This window comes from Streptomyces rectiverticillatus (assembly GCF_013394065.1).
Classification (GTDB): domain Bacteria; phylum Actinomycetota; class Actinomycetes; order Streptomycetales; family Streptomycetaceae; genus Streptomyces; species Streptomyces rectiverticillatus.
The window spans coordinates 2092501-2110493 of sequence record NZ_CP040752.1; the positions used below are offsets into that span (position 1 = coordinate 2092501).

Consider the following 17993-nt stretch of genomic DNA (forward strand, 5'->3'; position numbering starts at 1 on the left):
GGGCACCTCCCAGCGTTAGCTGGGGGAGCTGGACGGGGCTCTTGCTGTGGCGATCAGCGATCAGTGTGGATCAGAGGTGATCAGTGGTGGCCGTGGCCGCTCGTGATCTCCTCGTACTCCTCCACGGTGGCCTTGGGGATCTGGGTCCCCTCGCCGTAGAAGCCCTTGGAGAGCTTCACCCGCAGGCGCTGCCCGGCGCCGGCCTTGCGGGCCACGCCGTTCTCGTCGTACTCCGGCTCCAGCTCGAGCGGCTGCGGCTGGTGGTGTGCCGTGAGGGTGTGCATCTGCTCCTGCGAGAGCGGCTCGTGGACCTCGACGAACTCACCGTGCGGCAGGCGCTTGATGATGCCGGACTCGCGTCCGTGCAGCACCTTGTCCCTGTCGCGGCGCTGCAGGCCCATGCAGATCCGGCGGGTGGCGATGAACACCAGGACCGGGATCACGAAGAAGCCGATGCGGACGAACCAGGTGATGGCGTTGATCGACAGGTGGAAGTGGGTGGCCCACAGGTCGTTTCCACCACCGACCAGCATCACGAAGTACGCGGCGATCCAGGCGGCACCGAAGGCGGTGCGCGTCGGGGCGTTGCGCGGGCGGTCCAGCAGGTGGTGCTCGCGCTTGTCACCGGTGACCCAGGACTCGATGAACGGCCAGACCGCGATCGCGCCGAGCACCAGCGGGAAGATGACCAGCGGGATGAACACGCCCAGGACGAGCGTGTGGCCCCACAGGTTGATCTCCCAGCCCGGCATGACACGGATCAGACCCTCGGCGAAGCCCATGTACCAGTCGGGCTGGGCGCCGGTGGACACCTGGTCCGGGCGGTACGGGCCGATGGCCCAGATCGGGTTGATCGAGGCGATCGCCGCGATGGCCGCGATGATGCCGAAGACCAGGAAGAAGAAGCCACCGGCCTTGGCCATGTAGACCGGCATCAGCGGGAGGCCGACGACGTTCTTGTTGGTCCGGCCCGGGCCGGGGAACTGCGTGTGCTTGTGGTAGATCACCAGGATCAGGTGGGCCACCAGCAGACCGAGCATGATGCCCGGCAGCAGCAGGACGTGGATGGAGAAGAACCGCGGCACGAAGTCCGAGCCGGGGAACTCGCCACCGAAGAGGAACATCGAGATGTACGTGCCGACGATCGGCACGGACAGGATCGCGCCCTCCATGAAGCGGACGCCGGTGCCGGAGAGCAGGTCGTCCGGGAGCGAGTAACCGGTGAAGCCGGTGAACATGCCGAGGACGAACAGCAGGAAGCCGAACAGCCAGTTGACCTCACGCGGCTTGCGGAACGCGCCGGTGAAGAACACGCGCATCATGTGCACGAACATGCCCGCGAGGAAGATCAGCGCGGCCCAGTGGTGGATCTGCCGGATGAGCAGACCGCCACGGACGTCGAAGCTGATGTCGAGGGTCGACTTGAACGCCTCGGACATGTGCATGCCCTGCATGGGCACGTACGAGCCGTGGTAGACGACCTCGTTCATGCTCGGGTGGAAGAACAGCGTCAGATACACACCCGTGAGGATGATGATCACGAAGCTGTAGAGGCAGACCTCGCCCAGCATGAAGGACCAGTGGTCCGGGAAGATCTTCCGCATGTTGGCCTTGGCCAGGGTGTAGATACCCAGACGGCCGTCGGCCCAGTCGGCGACCCGCTCGCCTGCGGGCGCCTTGCGGCGACCCGGCGCGCCGGCGCCGGATTGGTTCGTGGTCGTAGTGCTCATCCGCGCTCCCAGTAGGCAGGACCGACGGGCTCGGCGAAGTCGCCCATGGCCTCAAGGTAGCCCTTGTCGTTGACCTTGATCCGCAGCTGCGGAAGGGCGTGGCCGGCCGGGCCGAAGATCACGCGTCCGCCGTCGGAAAGGTCGAAGGTGGACTGGTGGCAGGGGCACAGCACGTGGTGCGTCTGCTGCTCGTAGAGGCTGATCGGGCAGCCGACGTGCGTGCAGATCTTGGAGAACGCGACGATGCCGTCGGCGGACCAGTCGAGCTCGCGCTTGTCCTTGATGTTCTCCGGGCGGAGCCGGACGATCATCAGGGCGGCCTTGGCGATCTCCTTCTGGAAGTCGTGGTCCTCCTCCTTCATGCCCTCGGGCATGGCGAAGGTGAGGGAGCCGACCTGGATGTCCTCGGGACGCAGCGGCTGCAGCGTGTTCTGGTTGATCAGCATCTTGCCCTCGGACCAGGCGGTCTTCCGGAGCTTGGTGCCCGGAAGCGGTCCGAGGTCGCGCAGCAGGACCACGCCGGAGAGCGGCACCAGGGCCAGCGCACCGAACATGGTGTTGCGGATCAGCTTGCGGCGGCCGAAGGCCGACTCCTCCGCGCCCTGCTTGAAGTCGGCCATGACCTTGGCCTTGACGTCGGGCTCGGCGGCGATGGCGTGCCGCTCGTCGGCGACCTCCACGTCCGACATCAGGGTGCGGGCCCAGTGGACCGCGCCCGCGCCGATGCAGAACAGCGCCACCGCGAGGGTCATGCCCAGCGCGAAGTTCAGGGCGCTGATGTGACCGATCGGGAAGACGTAGATGCTCTTGTCTACCGGGAGGGTGACGTAGGAGGCGATGAAGCCGACCGTGGCCAGCATCGAGAGCAGGAACAGGAAGGCGACCACGCGCTCGGAGCGCTTGGCGGCCTGCTCGTCGATGTCCTGGATGCGGGCCTCGTGCGGCGGCAGGCCGGGGTCGGCGAACGGGTCGCCGGCCGTCTTCGTCACGGCTCCGCCGTGCGCTTCCTGCGTGCTCGGCAGGTTCTCTTCTGGAATGTCTTGGCTACTCATGACTTCTTGGCCTTAGCGGTGTGGGCTGCGACCCAGATGGCTACTGCGATCAGCGCGCCCAGTCCGAAGATCCACGCGAACAGACCCTCGCTGACCGGGCCGAGCCCGCCCAGCTCCAGGCCGCCCGGGCTCTCCGACTTGCTGCTGTTGACCGTGTCGAGGTACGCGATGATGTCCTTCTTGTTCTTCTCCGTCATCGTCGTGTCGGGGAAGGAAGGCATGTTCTGCGGGCCGGTCTGCATGGCCTCGTAGATGTGCTTGGGGTCGACGTCCTCAAGCGTGGGGGCGTACTTGCCGTTGGAGAGCGCGCCGCCCTTACCGGTGAAGTTGTGGCACTGGGCGCAGTTGGTGCGGAAGAGCTCCCCGCCCTTGGCGATGTCCGCGCCGTCCGGGCTGTACTGATCCTTGGTCGGGACCGCAGGACCGGCGCCCAGCGAGGCGATGTACGCGGCGAGCTGGTCGATCTCGGCCTGCGAGTAGATCGCCTTCTTGCGGGGGGCCTGGGCACCCTGCTGCTGGAGCGGCATGCGGCCGGTGGCGACCTGGAAGTCGACGGCCGCGGCGCCCACGCCGACGAGGCTCGGGCCGTCGGTGGTGCCCTGACCGCCGGTGCCGTGGCAGCTTGCGCAGCCCACGGAATAGAGCTTCTTGCCCTCCTCGATGGCGAGGGACTGGGCGGTTTCCTCGGCCTTGGCCGTGTCCGCCGGCGCGAACGCGGCGTACAGCCCCCCGGTTACCGCCAGCGCGAAGAGTAGGACGACGACCGCCGCCAGCGGATGGCGTCGTCGTGCGGAGAGCTTTTTCACGGATTACCCCGGTGTCAGGATCTTCTGCGTCGATCTGGACTGTTGGTCCGGTGCGGGACGGGACCGATTACTTGATCAAGTAGATCGTGGCGAAGAGGCCGATCCACACCACGTCGACGAAGTGCCAGTAGTAGGACACGACGATGGCCGCCGTCGCCTGGTGGTGGGTGAACCTCTTGGCCGCGTACGTCCTGCCCAGAACCAGCAGGAAGGCGATCAGACCGCCCGTCACGTGCAGGCCGTGGAAGCCGGTCGTCAGGTAGAACACCGAGCCGTACGGGTCGGAGGAGAGCGAGAGGCCCTCGTGCTTGACCAGCTCGGTGTACTCGAAGACCTGGCCGCCGATGAAGACGGCACCCATCACGAAGGTGATCGCGAACCAGCTGCGCAGCTTCTTCACGTCGCCGCGCTCGGCGGCGAAGACGCCGAGCTGGCAGGTGAGGGAGGAGAGCACCAGGATCGTGGTGTTGGTCGCCGAGAACGGCAGGTTCAGCGCGGACGCCTTTTCCGACCAGAACTCGGTGCCCGTCACCGATCGCAGGGTGAAGTACATCGCGAAGAGGGCCGCGAAGAACATCAGCTCGGAACTCAACCAGATGATGGTTCCGACGCTGGTGAGGTTCGGTCGATTGACCGACGGGTGTGCGTGCCCGGTATCTGTTGCTGTTGCAGTCGCCACGACCGACATTATGTCGGTCGCTTATCTCGTGCTCACTCCGGGGGGTGCCGTTCGGTGTGTCAAGAGCATGTGCCGTGCTCGTACGGCCCAGTGCCGGGGTCCCCCAAAGGGGGGAACCGGACGTTCCGGGGCACCTCGCGCGCCTGACGGGCCCTCCTCCGGAAGGGTGTTCGCGGAGTAGAGTCCGGCCATCGATCAGCTCCACATCAGATCCACAGCTGTGCCGAACACAAGCCTGGAGGAACGATGCAGCCGACGGCCACCGTGCTGGTCTACAGCGACAACGCGGACACCCGCGAGCAGGTCCGGCTGGCCGCCGGGCGCAGGCCCGCCCCCGACGTACCGCCGGTCGCGTACGTGGAGTGTGCGACGCTCCCGGGCGTGCTCGCGGCCCTGGAGGAGCACCACGTGGACGTGTGCGTGCTGGACGGCGAGACGGCGCCCGCGGGCGGCATGGGGGTGTGCCGGCAGCTGAAGGACGAGGTGTTCCGCTGCCCGCCCGTACTGCTGCTCATGGGCCGCCCGCAGGACGCCTGGCTGGCCACCTGGAGCCGCGCCGACGCGGCCGTGACGCACCCGCTGGACCCGGCGGCCTTCGCCGACGCCCTGGCGGGCCTGCTGCGCGCCCGGAAGGCCGTGGACGCCTGAGGCGGCGCCCGGGGGGCGGCTAGAGCTCGGGGCGCAGGCGGGCCGCGTCGGCAGGGCTGCTCCCCTCCGTCTTCCCTCCGACGAGGGCGCTGCCCTTGCGCCATTCGTCCCAGGCCATGTTCCAGTCGCCGAAGCCGTTGTCGAACGGGGTCATGGTCGCGCCGGCGCTCCCGACGACCTTGACGATGTCGCCGACGTGCACGGTGTCGAAGAACCACTTGGCGTTGGCGGTGCTCATGCCGGTGCAGCCGTGGCTGACGTTCTCGGCGCCCTGGGACCCCTCGGACCAGGGCGCGGCGTGCACGTACTCGCCGCTCCAGGTGACCCGGGTGGCCCAGTGGACGGGCAGGTCGTAGGAGTCCGCGCTGCCCTCGGCGATGCCGATGCTGGTGCCGCGCATGCGTACGAAGGATTCCCGGCCCAGGATCACCTTGACCCCGTTGCGGGTGGCGTAACCGGGCTTGCCGGTGGTCACGGGGATGGACCGGACCTCCTTGCCGTTCACGAGCACGGTCATGCTGTGCGCGCTCGCGTCGGTGACGGCCTCGATGCGGTCGCCCGTCGTCATCCGCACGGCCCTGGAGGGGCCTCCGTAGAGGCCGCCGCCGACCTTGATGCCGTCGAGGGTGGCGTGCACGTCGACGGTGGTGTGGGCGGGCCAGTACTCCTTCGGGCGGTAGTGCAGGGTGCGGTTGTCCACCCAGTGCCAGGCGCCGTCCACGGCGGGCCGGGACTCGACCCTGAAGGTGCGCTCGACGATCGCACGGGCGGCCGGGTCCTGGACGGGGGTGCTCAGCTCGGCGGTGATGGGCTGTCCCACGCCGTAGGTGCCGCTCTGCGGGCCGAAACTGACGCGCAGGAGGCGGTCGGCCGGGTTGGTGTCGAAACCGATCGTGCGGCGCCCCTGGGAGCCGTTCTCGTCCTCGGTGGTGACGCGCACGGTGTAGTGGGCGCCGGCGGCGAGGGCGCCGGTGCTGTGCCAGCGGGAGCCGTCGGCGGAGAGTTCGCCCTTGACGTAGCGCCCCGCCGCGTCCGTCGCCGTGACGTCCGTGATCCGGTCCTCGCCCCTGGCGACCACCTCGAGGGGCTTGCTGGGGTCCGCCTTCTGCCCGTCGCGGGCGGAGGTGAGCTCGACCTGGCCGCTGGCGTCGTAGGGCTTGTCGGCCAGCGGGTTGGACGAGCCGCCGCAGGCGGTGACCCCCACCGCCAGCGCGGTCAGCAGCACCGCCCCGGTGAGCGCCAGACGGTGTCGACGTGACTGGGTCATGGTCACACCGTAGGAAGGATCGGGGCGTACGGCCTGCCGGGTGACTGCAAACGGGTGGAAATGCACCGGGCCCCGCACACCGGATGGTGTGCGGGGCCCGGGAGGGCGGTGGCCGCTCGCTACTGGTTCTGGTTCTCGCCTCGGTAGAACTCGAACACCCAGCCGAAGAGGCCGACCGCGATGATCGGGGCCGAGAAGTACATCAGCCACCAGCCGAAGCAGATGCTCATGAAGGCCAGGGCGCCACCGATCGCCAGGGAGAGCGGCTGCCAGCTGTGCGGGGCGAAGAAGCCCAGCTCGCCGGCGTCGTCGGCGACGTCCGCCTCCTTGTTGTCACCGGCACCGGTGTCCACCCGGCGCGCGGTGAACGCCAGGTAGTAGCCGATCATGATGCTCAGGCCGAACGCCATGAACAGCGCCGTCGTGCCCACCGGCTCCTTCGACCACACGCCGTAGACGATCGCCATGGCGAGGATGAAGACGGCGAGCCAGATGAACATCTTGCCCTGGATCTTCACTTGCCGGCCTCCTTGCCACCCGCGAGGGCCTTCTCAGCCGCGAGGTTCTCTTCGAGCTCCAGGGCCGCGATCTCCGGGTGGTGCAGGTCGAACGCCGGGGATTCGGAGCGGATGCGCGGCAGCGTGAGGAAGTTGTGCCGCGGCGGCGGGCAGGAGGTCGCCCACTCCAGCGAACGGCCGTAACCCCACGGGTCGTCGACCTCGACCTTCTTGCCGTACTTGGCGGTCTTCCACACGTTGTACATGAACGGCAGCATCGACAGACCGAGCAGGAACGAGCTGATCGTCGAGATGGTGTTCAGCGTGGTGAAACCGTCGGCGGCGAGGTAGTCCGCGTAACGGCGCGGCATGCCCTCGGCACCCAGCCAGTGCTGCACCAGGAACGTGCCGTGGAAGCCCACGAACAGTGTCCAGAAGGTGATCTTGCCCAGGCGCTCGTCCAGCATCTTGCCCGTGAACTTCGGCCACCAGAAGTGGAAGCCGGAGAACATCGCGAAGACCACGGTGCCGAAGATGACGTAGTGGAAGTGCGCGACCACGAAGTACGAGTCGGAGACGTGGAAGTCCATCGGGGGCGAGGCCAGGATGACGCCGGTCAGACCACCGAAGGTGAAGGTGATCAGGAAGCCGACGGCCCAGAGCATCGGGGTCTCGAAGGACAGCGAGCCCTTCCACATGGTGCCGATCCAGTTGAAGAACTTCACACCGGTCGGGACCGCGATCAGGAAGGTCATAAAGGAGAAGAAGGGCAACAGCACACCGCCTGTGACGTACATGTGGTGCGCCCACACCGTCACGGACAGACCGGCGATCGAGATCGTGGCCGCGATCAGGCCCCAGTAGCCGAACATCGGCTTGCGGGAGAAGACCGGGATGACCTCGGAGATGATGCCGAAGAACGGCAGCGCGATGATGTACACCTCGGGGTGGCCGAAGAACCAGAAGAGGTGCTGCCACAGCAGGGCGCCGCCATTGGCCGCGTTGAAGACGTGGGCCCCGAACTTGCGGTCCGCCTCCAGGGCGAACAGCGCGGCCGCCAGCACCGGGAAGGCCAGCAGGACCAGCACACCGGTCAGCAGGACGTTCCAGGTGAAGATCGGCATGCGGAACATCGTCATGCCGGGCGCGCGCATGCAGATGATCGTGGTGATGAAGTTGACCGAACCGAGGATCGTGCCGAAGCCGGAGAAGGCCAGACCCATGATCCACATGTCCGCGCCGACGCCCGGCGAGCGGACGGCGTCCGACAGCGGGGAGTAGGCGAACCAGCCGAAGTCGGCCGCACCCTGCGGGGTGAGGAACCCGGCCACCGCGATGATCGAGCCGAAGAGGTAGAGCCAGTAGGCGAACATGTTCAGCCGCGGGAACGCCACGTCGGGCGCGCCGATCTGCAGCGGCATGATCCAGTTCGCGAAACCGGCGAACAGCGGCGTCGCGAACATCAGCAGCATGATCGTGCCGTGCATCGTGAACGCCTGGTTGAACTGCTCGTTCGACATGATCTGCGTGCCGGGACGGGCGAGTTCGGCGCGCATCAGCAGCGCCATCAGACCGCCGATGCAGAAGAACGCGAACGACGTGACCAGGTAGAGCGTGCCGATGGTCTTGTGGTCGGTGGTGGTGAGCCACTTGACCGCGTTGATACCGGGCTGCTTCTGGCGGACTGGCGGTGCTGCCGTGGCTGTCGCGGCGGCGGCACCCTGGGGTTCGTTGAGGATGCTCACTTGTTCTTGGTCTCCGCGTTCTTCGCGTGATCCGTCTGCGCGATGCCCGCCGGCTGGTAGCCGGTCTGGCCCTTCGCGGCCAGCTCCTTCAGGTGCTGCTTGTAACGCTCAGGAGAGACGACCTTGACGTTGAACAGCATCCGGGAGTGGTCCTGGCCGCAGAGCTCGGCGCACTTGCCCAGGAAGGTGCCCTCCTTGTTCGGGGTCACCGTGAAGCTGTTGGTGTGGCCCGGGATGACGTCCTGCTTCATCAGGAACGGCACCACCCAGAAGGAGTGGATGACGTCCCGCGAGGTGAGCACGAACTGAACCGTCTCGCCCTTGGGCAGCCACAGCGTGGGGCCCGGGTTGTTGGTCTGCTCGTTGCGCGTGCCGGGGATGCCGATGTCGTAGACACCCTCCGCGCCCTTCGGTGCCTTCGTCAGGAACCGGTCCGGGATCGCGTCGAGCTCCTTGTTGTCACGGAGCGGCTTCGCCGGGGTCGCGGCGTTGCCGTCGACGTCCTCCATGTAGTTGAAGGCCCAGCTCCACTGGAAGCCCACCACGTTGATGACGTGCTGGGGCTTCTCAGGGTTGGTGAGAAGCTTGTTCTCGTCGCGAGCGGTGAAGTAGAAGAGCACCGACACGATGATGATCGGGACCGCGGTGTACAGCGCCTCGATCGGCATGTTGTACCGGGTCTGCTGGGGCACCTCCACCTTCGTCCGGCTGCGCCGGTGGAAGATGACGCTCCAGATGATCAGGCCCCACACCAGGACACCGACCACGAGGGCGGCGGCCCAGGAGCCCTGCCACAGGGAGAGGATCCGCGGCGCCTCTTCCGTGACGGGAGTGGGCATTCCGAGGCGGGGGAAGTCCTTATATGTGCAACCGGAGGCGGTCGCCAGGACAGCGCCCGCGGCCAGCGCCTGCAGCAGCTTCCGCCGCACCGGGCGCCGCGACGAGCGGTCGGAGCCGTTGGGACTCACGTAGCGCCTTCCCGAGAGTCTCGCCCGTGCGGCCGGCTGCGGCCGTCTCGCTGGTCGGTCGCCGGCCCGCTGCGGGCAGGGGTTTGGATGTTTATGCGGACCAAACCCTACTGGACGCTATTTGGGGCCGCGCGGGGAGGGTACCCAACGCGCCGCGTCACTCCCCGAAGGGATGGAATCCACGGGTCCGGCCGCCGTCTGGGGGACCGTCAGGCGGCTGCTGCGCAGGTCGGGCGGTACGCACCGGCCGCGCGCCGGCGGCAGGTTAGTTTCTGGGTGTGCCCTACTTCGACGCCGCCTCCGCCGCACCCCTGCACCCCGTCGCCCGCCAGGCGCTGCTGGCCTCCCTGGACGAGGGCTGGGCCGATCCCGCCCGGCTCTACCGCGAGGGCCGCCGGGCCCGCCTGCTGCTCGACGCCGCGCGCGAGGCCGCCGCGGAGGCCGCCGGCTGCCGCCCGGACGAGCTCGTCTTCACCCCTTCGGGTACCCGCGCCCTGCACGACGGCATCGCCGGCGCCCTCGCCGGGCGCCGCCGCACCGGCCGCCACCTCGTGGTCTCCGCCGTCGAGCACTCGGCCGTGCTGCACTCCGCCGCGGCCCTGGAGGCGGCCGGGGGCAGCTTCACCGAGGTCGCCGTCGACCGCGGGGGCCGCGTGGCCCCCGGCGCGTACGCCGCCGCGCTGCGCCCCGACACCGCGCTGGCCGCCCTGCAGTCCGCCAACCACGAGGTGGGCACCGAGCAGCCGGTGGCCGAAGTGGCCGAGGAGTGCCGGGCGGCGGGCGTGCCGCTGCTGGTGGACGCCGCGCAGTCGCTCGCGTGGGGGCCGGTGGAGGGCGGCTGGTCGCTGCTGACGGCCAGTGCGCACAAGTGGGGCGGTCCGGCGGGCGTGGGCCTGCTGGCCGTACGCAAGGGGGTGCGGTTCTCGCCCCAGGGGCCCGCGGACGAGCGGGAGTCGGGCCGGGCGCCCGGCTTCCCCGATCTGCCCGCGATCGTGGCGGCGGCCGCGTCCCTGCGGGCCGTGCGGCAGGAGGCGGCGACCGAGGGCGCCCGGCTGCGGGCGCTGGTCGAGCGGATCCGGGAGCGGGTGCCGGCGCTCGTACCGGACGTGGAGGTGGTGGGCGACGCGGTGCGGCGGCTGCCGCATCTGGTCACCTTCTCGTGTCTGTATGTCGACGGTGAGACGCTGCTGCACGCCCTGGACCGGGCGGGCTTCTCCGTCTCCTCCGGTTCCTCGTGCACCTCCGGCACGCTGGCCCCGAGCCATGTGCTGCAGGCGATGGGCGTGCTGTCGGAGGGAAACGTCCGGGTCTCGCTGCCGGCGGGCACCGCGGAGGAGGACGTCGAGCGCTTCCTCGACGTCCTGCCGGGCGTGGTGGCGTCCGTACGGCGGCAGCTGGGCGCGCCGGCCGCGCCGGAGCCGGTCTCCCGGACGGCGTCGGAGCTGGTGATCGACTCGCTGGGCAAGCGCTGCCCGATCCCGGTGATCGAGCTGGCCAAGTCCATCGGCGACGTGCCGGTGGGCGGGCTGGTGACCGTCCTGTCCGACGACGAGGCCGCGCGGCTGGACATCCCCGCGTGGTGCGACATGCGGGAGCAGGAGTACGTGGGCGAGCGCCCGGCGGAGCGGGGCACGGCGTACGTGGTGCGGCGCCGTACGTGACCCCTGCCCCCGGCGGGGGCAGGGGTGCGCGGACCGGGGGCCCGGACTAGGACAGGTGCGCCTTGACCTCGGCGGCCGCCTCGTCGCCGTAGGCCTTGGTGAAGCGCTCCATGAAGTGGCCGCGGCGCAGCTCGTACTCCTGGGTGCCCAGGGTCTCGATGACGAGGGTGGCGAGCATGCAGCCCAGCTGGGCGGCGCGCTCCAGGGAGAGCTCCCAGGTCAGGCCCGCGAGGAAGCCGGCGCGGAAGGCGTCGCCGACGCCCGTCGGGTCGACCTTGGCCTCCTCCTGGGCGCAGCCGACCTCGATGGCGGGCTCGCCCGCGCGCTCGATGCGCACGCCCTGGGCGCCGAGGGTGGTGACGCGGGTGCCGACCTTGGTCAGGATCTCGTCCTCCGACCAGCCGGTCTTGGACTCGATGAGGGCCTTCTCGTACTCGTTGGTGAAAAGGTACGCGGCGCCCTCGACGAGGACGCGGATGTCGTCGCCGTTCATGCGGGCCAGCTGCTGGGAGGGGTCGGCGGCGAAGGGGATGCCCCGCGAGCGGCACTCGTCGGTGTGGCGGATCATCGCCTCGGGGTCGTCGGCGCCGATCAGGACCAGGTCGAGGCCGCCGACGCGGTCGGCGACGGGCTGCAGCTCGATCTGGCGGGCCTCGCTCATCGCGCCGGTGTAGAAGGACGCGATCTGGTTGTGGTCGGTGTCCGTGGTGCAGACGAAGCGTGCGGTGTGCAGGACCTCGGAGATGCGCACCGAGCCGGTGTCCACGCCGTGCCGCTCCAGCCAGGCGCGGTACTCGGCGAAGTCGGCGCCGGCGGCGCCCACCAGGATCGGGTGCAGGCCGAGCAGGCCCATGCCGAAGCAGATGTTGGGGGCGACACCGCCGCGGCGGACGTCAAGGTCGTCGACGAGGAAGGAGAGCGAGACGGTGTGCAGCTGGTCCGCCACGAGCTGATCGGCGAAACGGCCGGGGAACGTCATCAGGTGGTCGGTGGCGATGGAGCCGGTGACAGCGATACGCACGGCGGTTCTGCTCCTGCGGGGCGAGGTGGGTGGAAAACGAGACGAGCCACACCACGCTACCGGGTCCGGATATCGCACCTGGGTACGGTTTCAGCCACCGTCCGGACAAAATTACCAAATAGTAGCCCTTTCATCGTGCGTCGCGAGCTGCATACGGTGCCGTTATGCCGAACCCTGTGAAGGACGTCACTTTCTCCGACTCCGAGCCCGAATCCCTGGCGGAGCTGCGCGGGCTGTGCGCGCGGATGTCGCCGCACTGGACGGGCGGCGCCGGGCAGCGGCAGGCCGCCGCGGTCGTCCCGCCCTCGCGGATCAGGGGGGTCTCGGTGCCGGCGGGGACGCCACGGCTGATCGACGGAATGTCGGAGTACGGCGACTGATGCCCGAATACGGCGACTGACAGATCCGGTGTAGACGAATCCCGGTGGAACCACTCGCTCCTGCGCTCCGTCCAAGCGGCGTCCCCCTCGCGGGGGATGCGGCGCTACAGACATTGGGCGGAGTGAAGGAGCGATGTGGTGAGCACCGAGGGCGGCAGCCCCGAAGGCAAGCAGCAACGGAAGCGGTCCCGGCTCGCGGTCGCGTCGGTCGCGGCGGCGGTGCTGCTGGCCGGTGGCGGCGGGGCGTACTGGGCGACCACGGCCTCGGAGGGCGACGGCGGCAAGGGCTCGGCGGGCGGTGAGAGCTCGCCACCACCCCTCGCGCTGGACGCGCCGTCCACGGGTGGCGGCCCGGCCGGCTCCCCGCACCAGGGCATCGCCGTGGGCGAGCCGGACCCGAGCGGCGTGCGCTACCGCGCCGAGGGGACGCTGCCCGGCGGGCCGCGCACGGCCCCGGTGCGGCTGCCGAAGGGCGAGGTGAGCCGCGAGGACGTGGCCCGGCTCGCCGCGGCCCTCCACGTGGCGGGCACGCCCACCGCGGACGGGGACGTATGGCGGGTGGGCGGCCCGCCCGGGGCGGACGAGCCGGTCCTGCGGGTGGCCCGCAAGGGGCCGGGCAACTGGTCGTTCGCGCGCTTCGGCGACGCGGGCAAGAGCTGTGCGCACCCGCGGGGCGACGCGCGGCCGCGCACGGACCCCACGGCGGACCTCTCCCCCGGCGCCGCCGACTCCTGCCCGCAGCAGGAGGACAAGGCCTCGGACGGGCAGCCGCCCGTGCCGGAGGAGAAGGCGAAGGGCGCCGCCGCGCCCGTGCTGAAGGCGCTCGGCCAGGACGACTCCAAGGTGGACGCCTCGCTGCTCTTCGGCGCCGTGCGGACGGTCAACGCCGATCCCGTGCTGGACGGCCTGCCGTCCTTCGGCTGGCGGACGACCCTCGACATCGGCTCGGACGCGCAGATCGTGCGCGGCAGCGGGCAGTTGCAGGTCCCGCCGAAGGGCGCGACGTACCCGGTGGTGACGGCGGCCGAGGCGCTGAAGGAGCTGAACAAGGGGGGCGGCACCGGCGGCGGGGGGATCGGCGGCTGCGCCTCGCCCGTCCCGCACGGCGGCTCGGACGTGCCGGGCGGCTTCGCACCGCCCTGCCCGCCGAAGCAGCCGCCGCGCGAGCCGGCGGTGGTGACCGGGGCGGCGTTCGGCCTGTCGGCGCAGTCGGTGGCCGGGCGGCCGGCGCTGGTGCCGTCGTGGCTGTTCCAGGTGCGCCCGCCGGGTGCGGACAAGGGGGCGGCGATCACCGTCGCCCAGCCCGCGGTGGACCCGAAGTTCCTGGTGAAGCCCTCTCCGGCACCGGAGCGCTCCGAGCGCCCCGGCAAGGACGCGCCGAAGTCGTCCCCCGTGCACGTGACCTCGTACAGCGTGGAGGACAACAAGCTCGTCCTGCACTTCTGGGGCGGGCTGTGCCGGGACTACGCGGTCTCCGCCGAGCAGTCCTCCGCCGCGGTGACGGTCAAGGTCACCGGCACGGAGAAGCAGCCCGGGCGGCAGTGCGTGCTGATGGCGAAGAAGTTCGACGAGACGGTGACGCTGGACGAGCCCCTGGGCGACCGGAAGGTCGTGGACGCCTCGACCGGGGAGCCGGTGGCGCGGCAGCAGGAGAAGTGAGCGGACCGCCCGTAGAAAGCAGCGAAGGCGGTGGCCCCGGCCGGGGCCACCGCCTTCGCGGTGAAGAGCGTGGTGACGATTTAGCTGAAGGAGTCACCGCAGGCGCAGGAACCCGTGGCGTTCGGGTTGTCGATCGTGAAGCCCTGCTTCTCGATGGTGTCGACGAAGTCGATGGAGGCGCCGCCCAGGTACGGGGCGCTCATACGGTCGGTGACGACCTTGACACCGTCGAAGTCCTTGACGACGTCACCGTCGAGCGAGCGCTCGTCGAAGAAGAGCTGGTACCGCAGACCGGAGCAGCCGCCGGGCTGGACGGCGACGCGCAGCGCGAGGTCGTCACGGCCTTCCTGCTCCAGCAGGGCCTTGACCTTGGCGGCGGCGGCATCGGACAGGAGGATGCCGTCGCTCACAGTGGTCTTCTCGTCCTGAACGGACATCTGCTTCACTCCCGGGTTTGGTGCGGACTGCTTGCCCTCGGCTGCAACCGCCGGTCTCCCGGATTCATTCCGGGCCTGCTGCGGTGTATTCCGCCTTTCATGCTCGCACACCGTTCGCCGGATCGGGAATGTGTCACATCGACGCGATCACCATCGTCAAAGTGACGCGAAGCGGTTATGATAGATAGCGTCAAATTGACGACAAGGCCCTTTCCGGCCGTCCGCAGAACAGAAAGGGTGCGTGACGTGACCACCGCCCAGCCCTTGGACTTCCAGGCCCCCTCGCCTTCGCCCCTCGCGCTCCTGCTGCTCGGCCGCGAGGCCGACCCGAAGAGCGAGCGCGGTGTGGAGTGCCCCGGCGACCTGCCGGCGCCCTCCGACCCGGACCTGGTGGAGCGGGCCCGAGCGGCCAAGGCGAAGCTCGGGGACAAGGTCTTCGTGCTCGGCCACCACTACCAGCGCGACGAGGTCATCGAGTTCGCGGACGTCACCGGCGACTCCTTCAAGCTCGCCCGCGACGCCGCCGCCCGGCCGGACGCCGAGTACATCGTCTTCTGCGGCGTGCACTTCATGGCCGAGTCCGCGGACATCCTCACCACCGAGGACCAGCAGGTCGTCCTGCCGGACCTCGCCGCCGGCTGCTCCATGGCCGACATGGCCACCGCCGAGCAGGTCGCCGAGTGCTGGGACGTGCTGACCGAGGCGGGCATCGCCGAAGTGACCGTCCCGGTCTCGTATATGAACTCCTCCGCCGACATCAAAGCCTTCACCGGCAAGCACGGCGGCACGATCTGCACCTCCTCCAACGCCGAGCGCGCCCTGACCTGGGCGTTCGAGCAGGGCGAGAAGGTCCTCTTCCTCCCCGACCAGCACCTCGGCCGCAACACGGCCGTCCGCGACCTCGGGATGTCCCTGGAGGACTGCGTCGTCTACAACCCGCACAAGCCGAACGGCGGCCTGACCGCCGAGGAGCTGCGCGGCGCGAAGATGATCCTGTGGCGCGGCCACTGCTCGGTGCACGGCCGCTTCTCGCTCGACTCGGTCAACGACGTGCGCGAGCGCATCCCGGGCGTCAACGTCCTGGTGCACCCCGAGTGCAAGCACGAGGTCGTGGCCGCGGCCGACTACGTCGGGTCGACGGAGTACATCATCAAGGCCCTGGAGGCCGCCCCGGCCGGCTCCAAGTGGGCCATCGGCACGGAGCTGAACCTGGTCCGGCGCCTGGCGAATCGATTCGCCGACGAGGGCAAGGAGATCGTCTTCCTCGACAAGACGGTCTGCTTCTGCTCGACGATGAACCGCATCGACCTGCCGCACCTGGTGTGGGCGCTGGAGTCCCTGGCGGACGGCAAGGTCGTCAACCGCATCGAGGTCGACCCCGAGGTCGCGGCGTTCTCGAAGCTCGCGCTGGAGCGGATGCTGGCGCTGCCGTAGCCGCCACGCCGGCCTTCCCGGGGCTCCCTGGCGAGCCCCGGGGAGCCCCGGAGCCGCGGCTAGTCCGTCCTCGGCCGAACCAGGCCCGACTCGTAGGCGATGACCACGAGCTGGGCCCGGTCCCGCGCCCCCAGCTTCGCCATCGCACGGTTGACGTGCGTCTTGACGGTCAGCGGGCTGACCTCCAGCCGCTCGCCGATCTCGTCGTTGGACAGCCCGCCCGCCACCTGGACGAGCACCTCCCGCTCGCGGCCGGTGAGCGCGTCGAGCCGGACGGCCCGGCCCGCCGGGCGCTCGGGCTCCCCCGGCTGCGCGAGGAACCTCGCGATCAGCCCCTTCGTCGCCGCGGGCGACAGCAGCGCCTCCCCCGCCCGCGCTATCCGGATCGCCGACAGCAGCTCCTCCGGCTCGGCACCCTTGCCGAGGAACCCGGAGGCGCCCGCCCGGAGCGACTGCACCACGTACTCGTCGACCTCGAAGGTCGTCAGCATCACCACGCGGACGTCCGCCAGGGCCGGGTCGGAGCAGATCGCCCGGGTGGCGGCGAGGCCGTCCGTGCCCGGCATCCGGATGTCCATCAGGACCACGTCCGGGTCCCGGCTGCGGGCCAGCTCCAGGGCCTCGGCGCCGTCGGCGGCCTCCCCCACGACGGTCATGTCCGGCTCCGAGTTCACCAGGACGCGGAAGGCGCTGCGCAGCAGGGCCTGGTCGTCGGCGAGCAGGACGCGGATGGCGGGGCGGTCGGGTGCAGGCATGGGCCTCAGGGTACGGAGCGTTCAGCGCAGCGCGAGTGCCTGTCCCGCCACCACCAGCAGGACGTGCTCGCACTCCGCGGCCACCGCCACGTTCAGCCGGCCCAGCTCGTCGCGGAAGCGCCGTCCCGACGCCGTCGCCGGGATGACCCCCGAACCCACCTCGTTGCTCACCACCACGACCGTGCGCCGCGTGGCCCGCACGGCCGCCACCAGCTCCGCGACCCGCGCCGCCAGTGCGTCCGCACCCCCGTCGGCCCACGACTCGTCGTCCCACGCCCCGACCGAGTCCATCGCGTCCGTCAGCCACAGCGACAGGCAGTCCAACAGCAGCGGCGGGCCCTCCTCGGTCAGCAGGGGCACGAGGTCGCAGGTCTCGGCCGTGCGCCACGAGCCGGGCCGGCGCTCGCGGTGCAGGGCCACCCGGGCCGACCAGTCGGCGTCGCCCGGGCGGGTGCCGCCCGTGGCCACGTAGAGCACGTCGGGGAACGACTCCAGCCGCCGCTCGGCCTCCACGGACTTGCCCGAGCGGGCGCCGCCCAGCACCAGCGTGCGCCGCGGCAGGTCCGGCACCGCGTGGTAGTCGCCGACGACCAGCGTCGTGCCGTCGGGCACCGTGCGGGCGCCGGCCGCGGCGAGCTGCCGGTGCAGCTCGCGCCCGGGGGTCACGTCGTGGTCGAGGTGCACGGCGAGCACGTCCGTCGTGGCCGTGACGGCGCCCGCGGAGCGCAGCCGGGCGAGCGCGTCCGGCCGGCCGAGGACGTCGAGCAGCACCATGTCGTACGGGCCGCCCGCGCGGTCGGGGCCGGGGCCCGGCCCGTTCAGGCCGGCGGGGGCCGCGCCCGGCGGGAGGTAGAGCAGGCGCTCGCCGTCCGCGGCGGTCACCTCGTACCCCGTGCCCGGGGCGTCCAGGGCCACCGCCCGGATCCGGTGGCCGCTGATCACGGCCAGCTCCCGGCCGTCCGGCACCCGCACCGGCGCGGGCAGGCCCGCCGGGAACTCGACGGCCGGCCCGTCGTGCGGGTGCGAGAGCAGGACCTGGCGGACCCCGGCGATCGACCGCCCCGCGCGGGCCGCGGCGAAAGCCGGCCCGGGGGTGAGGTCCAGCAGCAGCGCCCCGTCGACGAGAACCGCGGTCGCGGCCCGCGCCTCGTCGCCCACGGCGGTGGCGCAGGAGGCGCAGGGGCAGTCGGGGCGCGGCAGTCCTTCGGGGGCTCCGGTGCCGAGCAGTGTCAGTTCCACGCACTGATCGTCTCG

General features: G+C 70.3%; 17 protein-coding genes. 5 read left to right on the plus strand and 12 right to left on the minus strand.

Annotated elements, in window-relative coordinates:
• Positions 1–80: 80 nt before the first annotated feature.
• The 4 genes from qcrB to ctaE form a co-directional block, all read right to left on the minus strand.
• Entirely contained in the window at positions 81–1730 is a 1650-nt protein-coding gene (gene qcrB / locus FGW37_RS08910; protein ID WP_179080574.1) for a cytochrome bc1 complex cytochrome b subunit, read from the minus strand.
• Positions 1727–2782, minus strand: a complete 1056-nt coding sequence (gene qcrA, locus FGW37_RS08915; RefSeq protein ID WP_179080575.1) for a cytochrome bc1 complex Rieske iron-sulfur subunit — start codon at positions 2780–2782, stop codon at positions 1727–1729. Before qcrA ends, qcrB begins: the two co-directional genes overlap by 4 nt.
• Positions 2779–3588, minus strand: coding sequence for a cytochrome bc1 complex diheme cytochrome c subunit (gene qcrC, locus FGW37_RS08920; protein WP_179080576.1), 810 nt, complete (start codon positions 3586–3588; stop codon positions 2779–2781). The genes qcrA and qcrC overlap by 4 nt, the downstream gene beginning before the upstream one ends.
• Positions 3589–3655: 67 nt before the next feature.
• On the minus strand, positions 3656–4276 hold the full coding sequence (gene ctaE / locus FGW37_RS08925) for an aa3-type cytochrome oxidase subunit III (protein WP_179080577.1): 621 nt from the start codon (positions 4274–4276) through the stop codon (positions 3656–3658).
• Positions 4277–4513: 237 nt separating this feature from the next.
• Between ctaE and FGW37_RS08930 the strand changes: the two genes are divergently transcribed.
• A complete protein-coding gene (locus FGW37_RS08930) occupies positions 4514–4915 on the plus strand; it encodes a DNA-binding transcriptional response regulator (protein WP_179080578.1) in 402 nt (133 codons plus the stop codon).
• Positions 4916–4934: 19 nt separating this feature from the next.
• Here FGW37_RS08930 and FGW37_RS08935 read toward each other — a convergent pair whose 3' ends face one another.
• The 4 genes from FGW37_RS08935 to ctaC all read right to left on the minus strand — a co-directional run bounded on the left by FGW37_RS08935 (position 4935) and on the right by ctaC (position 9392).
• Positions 4935–6182, minus strand: a complete 1248-nt coding sequence (locus FGW37_RS08935; RefSeq protein ID WP_179080579.1) for a L,D-transpeptidase — start codon at positions 6180–6182, stop codon at positions 4935–4937.
• Between the two features lie 119 nt (positions 6183–6301).
• On the minus strand, positions 6302–6700 hold the full coding sequence (locus FGW37_RS08940) for a cytochrome c oxidase subunit 4 (protein ID WP_179080580.1): 399 nt from the start codon (positions 6698–6700) through the stop codon (positions 6302–6304).
• The gene (gene ctaD / locus FGW37_RS08945; protein ID WP_179080581.1) at positions 6697–8424 is read right to left on the minus strand and encodes an aa3-type cytochrome oxidase subunit I; all 1728 of its coding nucleotides are present in this window, start codon (positions 8422–8424) and stop codon (positions 6697–6699) included. Before ctaD ends, FGW37_RS08940 begins: the two co-directional genes overlap by 4 nt.
• Positions 8421–9392 carry an aa3-type cytochrome oxidase subunit II gene (ctaC, locus tag FGW37_RS08950; RefSeq protein WP_058044771.1) on the minus strand — a complete coding sequence of 324 codons (972 nt, stop codon included), beginning with the start codon at positions 9390–9392 and terminating at the stop codon, positions 8421–8423. The genes ctaD and ctaC overlap by 4 nt, the downstream gene beginning before the upstream one ends.
• Before the next feature lie 278 nt (positions 9393–9670).
• Between ctaC and FGW37_RS08955 the strand changes: the two genes are divergently transcribed.
• On the plus strand, positions 9671–11053 hold the full coding sequence (locus tag FGW37_RS08955; protein WP_179080582.1) for a cysteine desulfurase/sulfurtransferase TusA family protein: 1383 nt from the start codon (positions 9671–9673) through the stop codon (positions 11051–11053).
• A 46-nt stretch (positions 11054–11099) separates the two neighbouring features.
• Here FGW37_RS08955 and FGW37_RS08960 read toward each other — a convergent pair whose 3' ends face one another.
• Positions 11100–12074, minus strand: a complete 975-nt coding sequence (locus FGW37_RS08960; protein ID WP_179080583.1) for a carbohydrate kinase family protein — start codon at positions 12072–12074, stop codon at positions 11100–11102.
• Between the two features lie 164 nt (positions 12075–12238).
• Between FGW37_RS08960 and FGW37_RS08965 the strand changes: the two genes are divergently transcribed.
• Both FGW37_RS08965 and FGW37_RS08970 read left to right on the plus strand, forming a co-directional pair.
• Positions 12239–12454 carry a hypothetical protein gene (locus tag FGW37_RS08965; protein WP_179080584.1) on the plus strand — a complete coding sequence of 72 codons (216 nt, stop codon included), beginning with the start codon at positions 12239–12241 and terminating at the stop codon, positions 12452–12454.
• 138 nt (positions 12455–12592) lie between these two features.
• Entirely contained in the window at positions 12593–14113 is a 1521-nt protein-coding gene (locus FGW37_RS08970; protein ID WP_179080585.1) for a hypothetical protein, read from the plus strand.
• Positions 14114–14193: 80 nt separating this feature from the next.
• On the opposite strand, the gene FGW37_RS08975 is transcribed toward FGW37_RS08970, so the two are convergent.
• Positions 14194–14550 (minus strand): HesB/IscA family protein, encoded by a 357-nt coding sequence (locus FGW37_RS08975; RefSeq protein ID WP_058044766.1) that lies wholly within the window; start codon positions 14548–14550, stop codon positions 14194–14196.
• 246 nt (positions 14551–14796) lie between these two features.
• Between FGW37_RS08975 and nadA the strand changes: the two genes are divergently transcribed.
• Positions 14797–15984 carry a quinolinate synthase NadA gene (gene nadA, locus FGW37_RS08980; RefSeq protein WP_179080586.1) on the plus strand — a complete coding sequence of 396 codons (1188 nt, stop codon included), beginning with the start codon at positions 14797–14799 and terminating at the stop codon, positions 15982–15984.
• Between the two features lie 59 nt (positions 15985–16043).
• Here nadA and FGW37_RS08985 read toward each other — a convergent pair whose 3' ends face one another.
• Positions 16044–16739: a response regulator gene (locus tag FGW37_RS08985; protein WP_179080587.1), complete on the minus strand. Its 696-nt coding sequence runs from the start codon at positions 16737–16739 to the stop codon at positions 16044–16046.
• Between the two features lie 21 nt (positions 16740–16760).
• Positions 16761–17978 (minus strand): bifunctional adenosylcobinamide kinase/adenosylcobinamide-phosphate guanylyltransferase, encoded by a 1218-nt coding sequence (locus FGW37_RS08990; RefSeq protein ID WP_179080588.1) that lies wholly within the window; start codon positions 17976–17978, stop codon positions 16761–16763.
• Positions 17979–17993: the final 15 nt, after the last annotated feature.